Annotated in this window: 11 protein-coding genes; 6 read left to right on the plus strand and 5 right to left on the minus strand. The window is 70.4% G+C overall.

Translation table 11 applies throughout. The features are described 5' to 3' along the window. The first annotated feature begins 143 nt into the window (after nt 1–143). The 4 genes from JIX55_RS32470 (at nt 144) to JIX55_RS32485 (ending at nt 4,656) form a co-directional block, all read left to right on the plus strand. Entirely contained in the window at nt 144–1,397 is a 1,254-nt protein-coding gene (locus JIX55_RS32470; protein ID WP_257566780.1) for a L,D-transpeptidase, read from the plus strand. A gap of 158 nt (nt 1,398–1,555) precedes the next feature. Continuing rightward, a complete protein-coding gene (locus JIX55_RS32475) occupies nt 1,556–3,040 on the plus strand; it encodes an ABC transporter permease (RefSeq protein ID WP_257566781.1) in 1,485 nt (494 codons plus the stop codon). A 188-nt stretch (nt 3,041–3,228) separates the two neighbouring features. Next, on the plus strand, nt 3,229–3,912 hold the full coding sequence (locus JIX55_RS32480) for an ABC transporter ATP-binding protein (RefSeq protein ID WP_257566782.1): 684 nt from the start codon (nt 3,229–3,231) through the stop codon (nt 3,910–3,912). A gap of 342 nt (nt 3,913–4,254) precedes the next feature. Further along, nucleotides 4,255–4,656 carry a hypothetical protein gene (locus tag JIX55_RS32485; RefSeq protein WP_306820051.1) on the plus strand — a complete coding sequence of 134 codons (402 nt, stop codon included), beginning with the start codon at nt 4,255–4,257 and terminating at the stop codon, nt 4,654–4,656. A 118-nt stretch (nt 4,657–4,774) separates the two neighbouring features. Here the strand turns inward: JIX55_RS32485 and JIX55_RS32490 are convergent, their stop codons facing one another. Beyond that, entirely contained in the window at nt 4,775–5,710 is a 936-nt protein-coding gene (locus JIX55_RS32490; RefSeq protein ID WP_257566783.1) for a helix-turn-helix domain-containing protein, read from the minus strand. Between the two features lie 170 nt (nt 5,711–5,880). Between JIX55_RS32490 and JIX55_RS32495 the strand changes: the two genes are divergently transcribed. After that, nucleotides 5,881–6,924 (plus strand): NAD(P)-dependent alcohol dehydrogenase, encoded by a 1,044-nt coding sequence (locus JIX55_RS32495; protein WP_257566784.1) that lies wholly within the window; start codon nt 5,881–5,883, stop codon nt 6,922–6,924. A 164-nt stretch (nt 6,925–7,088) separates the two neighbouring features. Here the strand turns inward: JIX55_RS32495 and JIX55_RS32500 are convergent, their stop codons facing one another. The 3 genes from JIX55_RS32500 to JIX55_RS32510 form a co-directional block, all read right to left on the minus strand. Then, nucleotides 7,089–8,330 (minus strand): FecCD family ABC transporter permease, encoded by a 1,242-nt coding sequence (locus tag JIX55_RS32500; RefSeq protein WP_257566785.1) that lies wholly within the window; start codon nt 8,328–8,330, stop codon nt 7,089–7,091. A gap of 257 nt (nt 8,331–8,587) precedes the next feature. Beyond that, nucleotides 8,588–9,559, minus strand: a complete 972-nt coding sequence (locus JIX55_RS32505) for a FecCD family ABC transporter permease (protein ID WP_257569557.1) — start codon at nt 9,557–9,559, stop codon at nt 8,588–8,590. A gap of 113 nt (nt 9,560–9,672) precedes the next feature. Continuing rightward, nucleotides 9,673–10,725, minus strand: a complete 1,053-nt coding sequence (locus JIX55_RS32510; protein ID WP_257566786.1) for an ABC transporter substrate-binding protein — start codon at nt 10,723–10,725, stop codon at nt 9,673–9,675. A 163-nt stretch (nt 10,726–10,888) separates the two neighbouring features. Between JIX55_RS32510 and JIX55_RS32515 the strand changes: the two genes are divergently transcribed. Continuing rightward, nucleotides 10,889–11,272: a VOC family protein gene (locus JIX55_RS32515; RefSeq protein ID WP_257569558.1), complete on the plus strand. Its 384-nt coding sequence runs from the start codon at nt 10,889–10,891 to the stop codon at nt 11,270–11,272. Nucleotides 11,273–11,311: 39 nt separating this feature from the next. On the opposite strand, the gene JIX55_RS32520 is transcribed toward JIX55_RS32515, so the two are convergent. Next, entirely contained in the window at nt 11,312–12,130 is an 819-nt protein-coding gene (locus JIX55_RS32520; RefSeq protein WP_257566787.1) for a hypothetical protein, read from the minus strand. Nucleotides 12,131–12,253: the final 123 nt, after the last annotated feature.

Genomic DNA, 12,253 nt, shown 5'->3' on the forward strand with positions numbered 1-12,253 from the left:
GGGTCGCCGTCGATCCGTTGCGGGTGGAGTGGCGTATCCCACATATCCGTGATGAGCGGAACGGCCAGGTGCCGTAGTGGTGTTTAAGTGCTCACGGGGATCTTCGGGGTTTTGGGGATTCGGCAACGATGGAGAAGCGTGTGATGACGAACAGTAAGCGGCGCAGGGGCCTGTCGGTCGCGTCCGCACTGCTCGGCGGGGTGCTGGTGCTCTCTGCGTGCAGCGGAGGCGGCAGTGACAACGCGTCCGGGAACGACGGCGGGGACTCCTCGCAGGCCAAGGCCGACGAGGCGGCGGCCGAGAAGACCTCCGAGGCCGACATCAAGATCACGCCGAAGGACGGCTCCGACAACGCCTCCATCAACAACTCGGCCAAGGTCACGGTGAGCAAGGGCACGCTCACGGAGGTGACGATGACCACCGCCGAGGGCGCCGCCGTCGAGGGCGAGATATCCGCGGACAAGAAGACCTGGTCGCCCAGCGTGCAGCTGGAGCGGTCCACCAGCTACAAGATCGCCGCCGCCGCCAAGGACTCCGACGGCCGCGAGGCCCACGAGAACGCCTCGTTCACCACGGTCTCCCCTGCCAACAGCTTCATCGGCAACTTCACGCCCGAGGACGGTTCCACCGTCGGCGTCGGCATGCCGGTCTCGATCAACTTCGACAAGGCGATCACCAACAAGGCCGACGTCCAGAAGGGGATCACCGTCTCCACCACCTCCGGCCAGGAGGTCGTCGGGCACTGGTTCAACGCCAACCGCATCGACTTCCGCCCCGAGGACTACTGGCAGGAGGGCTCCACCGTCACCCTGAAGCTCGCGCTCGACGGGGTCGAGGGCGCCGAGGGTGTCTACGGTGTGCAGCAGAAGACGGTGTCCTTCAAGATCGGCCGTAACCAGGTCTCGATCGTCGACGCCAAGACCAAGACGATGAAGGTCACGCAGGACGGAAAGGTCGTCAAGACCATTCCGATCTCCGCCGGTTCGCCCGAGAACAAGACGTACCAGGGCGTCATGGTGATGTCGGAGATGTTCAAGGAGACGCGCATGAACGGCGCGACCGTGGGCTTCACCGACGACGACGGCAAGGGCGAGTACGACATCAAGGACGTGCCGCACGCCATCCGCCTCACCACCTCCGGGACGTTCATCCACGGCAACTACTGGGGCGCCGACTCCGTCTTCGGCAACGTCAACACCAGCCACGGCTGTGTCGGTCTGAACGACACCAAGGGTGCGAACGACCCCGACACCGAGGGCGCCTGGTTCTACAACAACTCGATCGTCGGTGACGTCGTGGACATCCGGAACACCGGTGACAAGACGGTCGCCCCGGACAACGGCCTCAACGGCTGGAACCTGAGCTGGGCCGACTGGACGGCCGGCTCGGAGGCCTGATCCGCTGTGGTCTGATCCGCTGTCAGCTGTGAAACACCGGTGCCGCCCCCAAGACTCTTGGGGGCGGCACCGGTGTTTCCGGAAGTGCGCACAGGGTTCTCATCAGGCTCTTATCAAGGACTTATCCCTTCATCACACGGTGTCCCTAGCTTTCGGCCATGTTCTTCACCTACCTGAGGCGCGAACTGCGCCGCCGCAGAAAGGCGGCGCTCGTCGTCGCCTCCGGTCTCGCCCTGGGCATCGCGCTGGTGATCGTGGTCAGTTCCGTGTCGTCGGGCATGGAGAAGGCACAGACCAAGGTGCTCCAATCCCTGTACGGCCTGGGCACGGACATGACCGTCACCAAGGCCGCCGCCGCACCCGGCGAGGACGGCGGCGACCGCCCGCGGTTCGAGTTCGACGCCCAGGACAACGACTCCGACGAGGAACAGAGCAGCGACCTCGTCCGGGTCCAGGGCTTCCAGACCCTTGCGAGCTCGACCGTCGCCGAGGTCGGCGAGCAGGAGGGTGTCTCGGAGGCCGTCGGTGGTCTCAGTCTCCAAGTCGTCAAGGTGAACGGTCAGTTCCGGCAGGGACAGTTCCAGCAGGACGAGGGTGCCGGTGGCCAGCAGCAGGGCACGCCCGGCGGCCAGAACGGCGGCACCGGGCAGCCCGAGGGGCGTGTCGAGGGCGGCGGCGCCGAGTTCGACGTCGACAACTACTCCGTCTACGGCACGGACGTCACCCAGCCCGCCCTCGGCCCGCTGACCTCCTCGAAGATCACCAGCGGTCGTACGTTCAAGACGTCCGAGACGAACGCCGAGGTGGTCGTCGCGGACAAGTCGTACGCCAAGGAGAAGGAGCTGGAGGTCGGTGACAGCGTCACGATCGACAGCGTCAAGTACAAGGTCATCGGGATCGCCACGCCCGACAGCGGGGACGCGGCGGCCAACCTCTACATGCCGCTGAAGCAGGCGCAGACGCTCAGCGACTCCAAGGACAAGGTCACCACGATCTACGTCAAGGCGAGCGACTCGCAGCAGATCGACAGCGTCAAGGCGGCCATCCAGAAGAACATCGACGGGACGACTGTCACGACCTCCGCCGATCTCGCCGAGACGGTCTCCGGGTCTCTCTCCACGGCCTCCGACCTCGCCTCCAACGTCGGCAAGTGGCTGTCCATCGCGGTGCTCGTCGCCGCGTTCCTGGTGGCCGGGCTGCTCACCTCCTCGGCCGTGTCCCGCCGGGTACGGGAGTTCGGCACACTCAAGGCGCTCGGCTGGAAGTCCGGGCGGGTGACCCGGCAGGTCGTCGGTGAGGCCGTCGTCAACGGGCTCGTCGGTGGTGCGCTCGGTATCGCGCTGGGGCTTGGCGGTGCGTACCTCGTCACGGCGATCAGTCCGTCGCTGCAGGCGGAGATCGGCGCGACCGGGGGTGGATTCGGTGGGGGGCCGGGCGGTGGCTTCCCCGGTGGGGGTGGTCCCGGCGGCGGGCAGCAGGCCGCTTCGGACGCGCTCGAAGTGGCCCTCACAGCGCCTGTCAGCGTCAGCACGATCGCCGTCGCGGTGGCGCTTGCCGTCGCGGGTGGGTTGATCGCGGGGGCGTTCGGTGGGTGGCGGGCGTCCCGGCTGCGGCCGGCTGACGCGTTGCGGCGCGTGGAGTAGCCCTGCCGTGTCAGGCACCCGGCGCGCTGGGGCTGGGCGGGGGTGGCTCGCGCCGGCCGGCGCTTGCAGGGTGCCGCCCGCGCCCACCCGTGCCGCCCCAGCGGCACGACTGCCCGAGGCTACGGCAGGCAGATCGGCCAGCTGCGTCCTTCACCAACCAACCCCCTTACGTCTCCCAGGAGTTGCACATGTACGTACTCACCGGCGTCACCAAGCGCTACGCGCGCGGCAAGGACACCGTCACCGCGCTCGACGGGGTCGATCTCACCATCGCCGATGGTGACCGGCTGGTCATTCAGGGGCCGACCGGTGGGGGGAAGTCGACGTTGCTCCAGATGCTCGGGGGGCTGGACAAGCCGTCGGACGGGAGTATCGAGCTCGACGGCACGGATCTGGCGAAGTTGTCGGAGGCGAAGCTCACGACCGTGCGGAGCGAGAACATCGGGTTCGTGTTCCAGAGCTTCAATCTGATCCCGACGCTCACCGCGCAGGAGAACGTCGAGACGGCTCTCGTACCGCTCGGGGTGAAGGCGAAGGAGCGGCGGGAGCGGGCCGCGGAGGCGTTGGAGTCGGTGGGGCTGGGGGAGCGGCTGGGGCATCTGCCGGCGGAGTTGTCGGGTGGTCAGCAGCAGCGTGTCGCGATCGCCCGGGCCCTGGTGAAGCGGCCGAAGGTGCTGCTCGCGGACGAGCCGACCGGCAACCTCGACGAGTCCATGCGCGACGAGATCATGGAGGTCCTGGAGGCGCTGTGGAAGGAGCACGGGCTCACTTTCATCATGGTCACCCATGACTCGACGCTGGCGAAGAAGGCCCCTCGGGTCGCGACGATCCGCAAGGGGCGGATCACGGTGAAGGAGAACGCCGGGGCGTGAGGCGCTCATCGCGTGTTTGGGCGTGGGGCGTGTGGGTGTGGAATCCGGGGCGCGTGCGGGTCGCGCGTGGTCCCGGGTTCGCCGCTTTGCGCCAGTCGCGAGGTATGTGGCATGAGTTGACCCCCGGTCATACTGCGTAGACCGGGGGGAATGGATGCGTATGTGTGCGGAAGGTCCCCTGGCCGGATCAAGGGGGAGACTTGCGCAGACACGTCAGAAGTGTGTGCACGGCCACGATCGCCATGGCCTCCGCCGTGGCGCTCGGCGGCGGCCTCGACGGCGCGTACAACCGCGTACGTCACCGCCACCGGCGGCGGCCAGAGCGTACGCACGGTGGCGGCCGTGCGGCGCGAGGTGGAGTCGTACGACGTCACGCTCACGATGGTCGGCCGGGACGGGAAGCCGGCCGTGAACCACATGCTCGACCTGACCGGTGTCTCCGGGCTCGCCGAGGGCGAATGGTTCACGCCCTACGACAAGGACGGCACGGTCGAGCTGCGGGTGCCGGAGGGGAACTACATCCTCAACGCCGGGATCGTCGTGGATCCGAAGGACTACGGCAAGGGAGCGGCCTGGCTGGCCCGGCTGACGTTCACCGTCGACCGGAAGATCTTCCTCACGCTGGACGCCCGCAAGACGAAACCGGTGGACATCACCGTGCCCGACGCCGCCGCCGAACCGGCCTTCGCGGCACCGGACTTCAGACGCGTATGTCGGCAGGTGAGATCACGTCTTCGGCAGTGACAGACGCCTTTCGGCAGGTGGGATACGCGTCTCGTACCGGCGGGCGGCGCCGTGGCATCCGGCTGTGGCGCCGCCCGCCGGTGCCCGGCCATGGGGTCGCCCGTCCGTCCTCGCCCGGCTACGGCATCGTCGGCGCCCGGGTCGCGTCCGAGCCCCAGCTGGCCAGCAGGCGGAGGGCGTCGGCCGAGGGGGAGCCCGGTTCGGCGTGGTAGGTGATCAGGGTCTGCTCGTGGTCGTCGGGGAGGTGGAACGTCTCGAAGGAGAGGGTGAGATCACCGACCAGGGGGTGGCGCATGCGCTTCACCCCGTGGCTCTTCTGCTTCACGTCGTGCGTCGCCCACAGCCGCCGGAACTCCTCGCTCTTCACCGACAACTCGCCCACCAGCGCCGACAGCAGCGGATCGTCCGGATGGCAACCCGCGTCCATCCGCAGATAGCTGACCATGTCGGCCGCCTTCTGGTCCCAGTCGACGTACAGATCACGGTAGTCGGGCCGCAGGAACACCATCCGCGCCCAGTTCCGCTCCTGCGCCGGCAGCTCCGACCAGTCCCCGAAGACCGCCGCCGCCATCCGGTTCCAGACGAGGATGTCCGAACGCCGGCCCGTGACGTACGCGGGGATGCCGTCCAGCGTGTCGACCAGCTGCCGCAGCGCACCGCGTACCTGCTGCGGACGGGCCGACCGCTTCTTCTTGTGCGCCTTCGGCTTGGCGAGGTGCGTGAGGTGCGCGTGCTCGGCGTCGTTCAGCTGAAGGGCGCGCGCGATGGCGTCGAGCACCTCCGCCGACACATTGCGCCCGTTGCCCTGCTCCAGCCGCGTGTAGTACGCCACCGACACACCCGCGAGCTGGGCCAGCTCCTCCCGGCGCAGCCCGGGCACCCGCCGGTGCCGCCCGAAGGACGGCAGCCCCACGTCCTCCGGCTTCAGCCGGGCCCGCCGGGAGCGCAGGAACTCGCTGAGCTCGGCACGCCGGTCCAGGGCACCGGCGCCACCGGCGGCTCCCATGGCCGCGTCGGCCTGCGGCTCCTGTACTGCTTCGGGCTGTTCGTCCATACGGTAAGTATTCACGGTCGTACGTCTACGAGCCTGACCTCGCCAGTAGTAGGACCAGCGGACGTACGCAAAGCCGTGACCTGGGTGACCCCAGGGATCTGGGGCAGGCTGGTATCCGCAGCCGGCCGGAAGGCAGCCGGATGCGGAACGACGATCAGGAGAATCCCGGCATGACCACCTCTGTTGCCGCCTACGCGGCGCCCGCCGCCAAGGCTCCGCTGGAGCGCACCACCATCGAGCGCCGCGAAGTCGGTGAGTTCGACGTTCTGATCGACATCAAGTACGCCGGTATCTGTCACTCGGACATCCATCAGGCCCGCGAGGGCTGGGGCGAGGCGATCTTCCCGATGGTCCCGGGCCACGAGATCGCCGGTGTCGTCGAGGCCGTCGGCTCCGGCGTCACCAAGTTCGCCGTCGGCGACAAGGTGGGCGTCGGCTGCTTGGTCGACTCCTGCCGCGCGTGCGAGAACTGCGAGGCGGGCCTGGAGCAGTACTGCCTCAAGGGCAACGTCGGCACGTACAACGCCGTCGGCAAGGACGGCGAGCCGACCTACGGCGGCTACTCGGAGAAGATCGTCGTCGACGAGGCCTTCACCCTGCGCATCCCCGACGGCATCTCCCTCGACGAGGCCGCGCCCCTGCTGTGCGCCGGCATCACTCTGTACTCCCCGCTCAAGCACTGGAACGCGGGCCCCGGCAAGAAGGTCGCCGTCGTCGGTCTCGGCGGCCTCGGCCACATGGGCGTCAAGATCGCGCACGCGCTCGGCGCGGAGGTGACCGTCCTGTCGCAGTCCCTCCGGAAGAAGGAGGACGGGCTGAAGCTGGGCGCCGACCACTACTACGCCACCAGCGACGAGGCCACCTTCAAGGAGCTGGCCGGCACGTTCGACCTCATCGTCTCGACGGTCTCGGCTCCGCTGAACCTCGACGCGTACCTGTCCTTGCTGAAGACCGACGGCGCCTTCGTGAACGTCGGCGCGCCCGAGGAGCCCGTCGCGCTCAACCTCTTCTCGGTGATCGCCGGCCGCAAGACCCTCGCGGGCTCCGGTATCGGCGGCATCCAGGAGACCCAGGAAATGCTCGACTTCTGCGCCGAGCACGGCCTCGGGGCCGAGATCGAGCTGATCCGCGCGGACCAGATCAACGAGGCGTACGAGCGGGTACTGGCGAGCGACGTCCGCTACCGCTTCGTGATCGACACGGCGACGATCTGACGACCGCGGGGCCGCCCCTTCGACCCCGAGGGTTCGTTGTCGGGTGCGGGTGGGTGGGGGCTGGTCGCGCAGCCCCTGCTTTTCAGGGGCGCGGGGAACTGCGCGAGCAACCACGACGGACCCGCGGCTTGGGGTCGAAGGGGCACAGCCGCGGGGGCGAGAAATCAGCCGGTGCGGCCGCCCCGTGCCCGTCCCAGCAGCCACAGCAAATACGGCCCCCCGACCAGCGACGTCAATGCCCCCACCGGGATCTCCAGTGGGGGCACCAGCGTGCGGGCCACGAGATCGGCCGCGACGATGACGAGCGCCCCGGTCAACGCCGAGGAGATCAGGGGAAGTTGGGGCGTACGGGTGAGCCGCCGAGCCAGCTGCGGGCTGGTCAGCGCCACGAACCCGATCGGCCCTGCCGCCCCCGTGGCGACGGCGGCGAGCACCACCCCCAGCGCGGTGAGCGCCAGCTGCACCCGATGCACCCGTACGCCGAGTGCCGCGGCCGTGTCGGGGTCCAGCCCCAGCGGCTTCTGCGCCCGGCCCGCCCAGACGAGCGCGGGCAGGGCGAGCAGAAGCACCACACCGAGCGGCCCCGCCTGCTCCCAGCCCCGCCCGTTCAGACTCCCGGTCAGCCACAGCTTGACCTGCTCGGCTGCGGCCAGCTCGCTCTCGGTCAGATAGAGCTGTACGACCGCCGACAGCGCGACCCCGATCCCCACGCCGGTCAGCACGAACCGGCTCGGCTGCATCCCGTGCCGCCAGGCCAGCACGTACACGAGCGCGGCCGCCACCAGCCCGCCGGCCACGGAGACCGCCGGCAACGCGGCGGGCGAGGCCGCCATCCCCAGGGACAGCGCCAGCACCGTCGCGGCCGCGGCCCCATGCCCGACGCCGATCACATCCGGGCTGGCCAACGGATTCCGCGTCACCGTCTGCACCAGCGCCCCCGACACGCCGAGCGCCGCCCCCACCAACGCCCCGAGCACGATCCTCGGCACCCGCAACTCCCCGACGATGAGCGCGTACGGCCCCGACCGGCCTCCCCGCACCACCTCCCAGACCTCCCCCGGCGACACGAATGTCTGCCCGACACACGCCGACAGCAGCATCAGCGCGGCGAGGAGCGGGAGCAGGAGGGCGGCGACCGCGGCTGAGCGGCGGTGGAGGAGCACCGAGTGGTTCCTGACCCGGAGGGCGGAGAGGCCGGCGGAGTGGGGGTAGGGCGTGGCGGGGCGGCGGGGGTCGGCGGGCGGGGGTGCGGCGGCGGCCACGGGGTTGGGCGGCGTCGTGGAAGGAGGCGCAACGGGGTCCAGGCTCGTGGCGGTGGCGGTGGCGGTGGCGGTGGCGGTGGCGGTGGTCGCGGCTGCGGTCGCGGCTGCGGCGGTGGCGATGGTCGCGGCTGCCGCCGTGGTCATCGGGAGGTCTGCGTGGTGGGCCGCATCGGCGTCAGCGGCCCGGCGGCCGGAGCCCGAGTCGAGGCCCCGCGCCGTAGTGGGCGCGGTGGCGCCGGGGCTCTGGTCCGCTCCGGCCGCGGTGGCAGGGGCGTGGTCCGCCCCCGTTCCGGTGGCAGGGGCGTCGCCGGCTCCGATGCAGGCGCCGGCATCCCCCCGCGACGCGGGACCGGCCCCAGAACCCCGCCCCGCACCAGCCCCCGGCGGTATCCCTGCCCCCGTCACCCGCTCACCCTCCTCCGCCGTACGAGCACCACCAGCACCGGCACGCCCACCAGCGCGGTCATCACGCCGGCCGGTATCTCCGCCGGGGCCCGCACCACCCGGCCCGCGACGTCGGCGGCGAGGAGGAGCGCGGCGCCGAGGAGGGCCGAGAGGGGGAGGGTCCAGCGGTGGCCGCCGGAGACGAGGCGGCGGGCGAGGTGGGGGACGGCGAGGCCGACGAAGGCGATGGGGCCCGCGGCGGCGACGGCGGCCGCGGTCAGCAGGGTCGCGCCGAGCGCCGTGGCGGCCCGTACGAGAGGCACCCGGTGCCCCAGCGCGCGGGCCGTGTCGTCGCCGAGCCCGAGGGCGTCCAGCCCTCGGGCGCACAGGAACACCAACACCGCACCCACCGCCAGGAACGGCAGCATCCGCCCCACCGTCCCCGCGTCCCGCCCGCTGAGCGCCCCCACCTGCCAGAACCGGAACTGGTCCAGCGTCGCCGAACTCGACGTCAGCACAACCGTGTTGGCGCCCGCCGTCATCGCCCCGAACGCCGTCCCCGCCAGCGCCAGCTTCACCGGCGAGGCCCCGCCCCGCCCGCGCGCCGCGATCGCGTACACCACGCACGCGGCGACGACGGCACCGCCGAACGCGTACCAGACGTACCCCGCGAAGCCGTTGGCCAGGCCCAGCACGATGGCGAGGACGACGCCCGCCGCCGCGCCCTGGCTCAGGCCGAGGATGCCCGGGTCGGCGAGCGGGTTGCGGGTGACCGCCTGCAGCGCCGCGCCCGACAGCCCGAGCGCGGCCCCCGCCGCCAGTCCGACAGCGGTACGGGGGACCCGGAGCGACCGTACGACCAGGGCGTCCGGCGAATCCCCGCCGTACAGGAGGGCGTCGACGACGGTCGCCAACGGCACCTGACGGGTCCCCACGGCGAGGCTGAGGGCGACGGCGGTCACGGTGAGGAGCAGGGCGAGCAGCAGCAGGCCGGCACGGACCCCGCCGCCCCGCCGGCCGACGGACTTCACGCCGGCCCCGGCCCCTTTCACCGCCCCTGCTCCGGCCCTCTTCGATGCCTCGGTCGCCGCCCCCGTACCACTCACCTGCCGATGTTCTCGGCGAGCTGCTCGATGACGAGTCGTGCGGCGGTCGGGCCGGCGTTGAGGTACCAGGGGTCGTCGTCGACCTCGACGGCGTGTCCCGCCTCGACGGCCTTCATCGACTTCCACAGGGGCCCGGCGAGCACGCTCGCGGCGTCGGTCTCGGAGGCGTCGCCCTGCACGGAGTAGAAGATCCAGTCGCCGTCGGCGGTGTCGACGCTCTCCGCGCCGATGTCCTCCGAGATGGCGTTGAACCGCTGCGACTTCGGCCGGCCGAGCCCCATGTCGACGGCGATGGACCCGGTGAAGGAGGAGACGCCGAACATCCGCGTACGGTCCGGGGTGAACCGCACCATGGAGACCTCGGTGCCGTCGCCGAGGCCCGCGCCCTTCTCCTTCGCCTCCCCGACGATGTCGTCGAGGAGCCGCTGGGCCTGCTGTCCCTTGCCGACGGCGTCGCCGACGAGAAGCAGGTCGCGCTTCCAGTTGACACCGTTGCCGGCGGTGATGACGGTCGGCGCGATCTTCGACAGCTTGGGGTAGAGGTCGCCGAGCGAGTCGTTGGCGAGGATCAGGTCGGGTTCGGCCGTGGCCAGGGACTCCAGGTTGGGTGCCTGCCGCGTACCGGCGTCCGTCATGTCCGCGAGCTTCGACTTCTCCTTGGGGAAGGCGTCCGCGAGGTAGTCGGGCACGAGCCCCGCGTTGTCGCCGCGTGTGGCGGCCGTGGGGACGAGGCCCAGCGACAGCAGGTCGTCCAACTGCCCGGTGCTGAGCACCGCGATCCGCTTCGGCTCGCTCTTGATCTCGGTCGTGCCCTGGAAGTGGGTGACGCTCCGCGGGAACGCCCCGTCCGTGTCCTCGTCGGAGCCCATCCCCTTCGCCGGCTCGCTCGGCGCGGCGGACGGCCCCGCCGTGGCGCCCCGGACCTGGCTGCGCGACCCTTCGGAGGCGCCGTCGCTCTCCGCCGTACCGCCACCGTCGGAGGAACACCCGGCGACGAGCCCGCCGACCACGACCACGGCCAGTACGGCCTTCGAACCCCACGTACGCACCGCTGCTCCGATCACTCACTAAGGCAAGCCTTACCTTAACCTCCGTTTCGGTGGGGTGATGTCGCGGGTCCGAGTAGCGTGGAGAAGGCCTGTCATGACAGAGGTGCGCGGACGCCGCACCGGCGATGCGGCGTTCACGCAGACGTACGGGGAGGTGTCCGCGATGTCCGTCGCGCTGAACCACACGATCGTCGCCGCTCACGACAAGCAGACCTCGGCCCGGTTCCTGGCCGACATCCTGGGGCTGGAGGTGAGCCCGCCGTACGGCCCGTTCATCCCCGTCGAGATCCCCAACGGCGTGACCCTCGACTACATGGACTCGCCCGACCCCATCACGCCCCAGCACTACGCCTTCCTGGTCACGGAGGACGAGTTCGACGAGATCCTCGCCCGCGTCAAGCGGGCCGGCCTCACCTACTGGGCCGACCCCTTCCACCGCCGGACCATGGAGATCAACACCAACGACGGCGGCCGCGGCACGTACTTCGACGACCCGAACGGCCACAACCTGGAGATCATCACCAGGCCGTACGGGAGCGGGGCCTGAGGACGGCCGTACCGTACGGGAACGGATGCGGCGCTCGCCCTACGGCCGGACCCTGGTCACGCGCTCCGGGTCCCCGCTCAGCACGTCGTCGTGGCTGATCGCGAAGTCGCCGTTGGGGAGGACGCCGTCGAAGTGCCACCCGATGACCGCGTCGGGGAGGTAGTCGCGCAGGCCATGACGCATGACGGGGTCGTACGCGACCGGCGCTCCCCAGCCGGCCGGGGCCTCGTCGCTGCCGAGGATCACCCAATGGTCCACGGGGACGGGGGAGTCGAGGTCGGGCACGCCCCCGGTGTGGCAGTCGAGCGCGGGCAGGGTGAGCAGTTCGGGATCGAGCGGCGGGTACCACATGAGCAGCGGTTTCGCCCGCGCCGCCTGCGCGTTGTCGAAGCAGCAGACGGCGATGGCGTGGCCGGGGTAGCGCTCGGCGTAGAACGCGAACAACTCCGGCTCGAGTGCGGGCCGTCGGCGCTCCGGAACCTCGGCGAGCGCCGCCGGTACGGCGCGCGGATCCCGGGCGAGCACCACGGTGTACACATTGTGCTCGAACACCTCGACGGCCGGCGAGCGGTCCCATCCCATCCAGTCCATCGAGTCCTGGACCACCCCCACGGACACCGGCCGTACGGCGTCCACCATCCGCTTCAGCAGATCGGAACTCCGCCCCACGGAAAGGAAGTTGTGGCGGCTCATGCGCTGTGCCGGCAGGTGCAGCAGCATGGCGTTCGGGCCGTCGGCGAGGTTCGTCGCGGTGTTCTGGTAGCCGAGGACGTGGATCAGCCCGTGGTCGGCGTGGTGCAGCCGCCCGCAGTACAGGGTGGTGCCGGAGAACTCGGCCGGAGCGAGGGAGACACACATGCCGAAACGCTATCCCTCGGACCATGGGATCGGGTCACGCGTTTGGACCATGGACTGCGCGGATGCGGGGGTGCCGGTATGGCCGGACGATGGAGGAGGAAGAGACAGGCGGTCGCGGCACGA

This window comes from Streptomyces sp. DSM 40750, from assembly GCF_024612035.1.
Classification (GTDB): Bacteria; Actinomycetota; Actinomycetes; order Streptomycetales; family Streptomycetaceae; genus Streptomyces.

Excerpts from the sequence above, each read along its gene's own strand:
- JIX55_RS32480 (WP_257566782.1), top strand. The coding sequence starts at position 3,229 with ATGTACGTACTCACCGGCGTCACCAAGCGCTACGCGCGCGGCAAGGAC.
- JIX55_RS32490 (WP_257566783.1), bottom strand. The coding sequence starts at position 5,710 with ATGGACGAACAGCCCGAAGCAGTACAGGAGCCGCAGGCCGACGCGGCC.
- JIX55_RS32495 (WP_257566784.1), top strand. The coding sequence starts at position 5,881 with ATGACCACCTCTGTTGCCGCCTACGCGGCGCCCGCCGCCAAGGCTCCG.
- JIX55_RS32475 (WP_257566781.1), top strand. The coding sequence starts at position 1,556 with ATGTTCTTCACCTACCTGAGGCGCGAACTGCGCCGCCGCAGAAAGGCG.
- JIX55_RS32470 (WP_257566780.1), top strand. The coding sequence starts at position 144 with ATGACGAACAGTAAGCGGCGCAGGGGCCTGTCGGTCGCGTCCGCACTG.
- JIX55_RS32515 (WP_257569558.1), top strand. The coding sequence starts at position 10,889 with ATGTCCGTCGCGCTGAACCACACGATCGTCGCCGCTCACGACAAGCAG.
- JIX55_RS32520 (WP_257566787.1), bottom strand. The coding sequence starts at position 12,130 with ATGTGTGTCTCCCTCGCTCCGGCCGAGTTCTCCGGCACCACCCTGTAC.
- JIX55_RS32500 (WP_257566785.1), bottom strand. The coding sequence starts at position 8,330 with ATGACCACGGCGGCAGCCGCGACCATCGCCACCGCCGCAGCCGCGACC.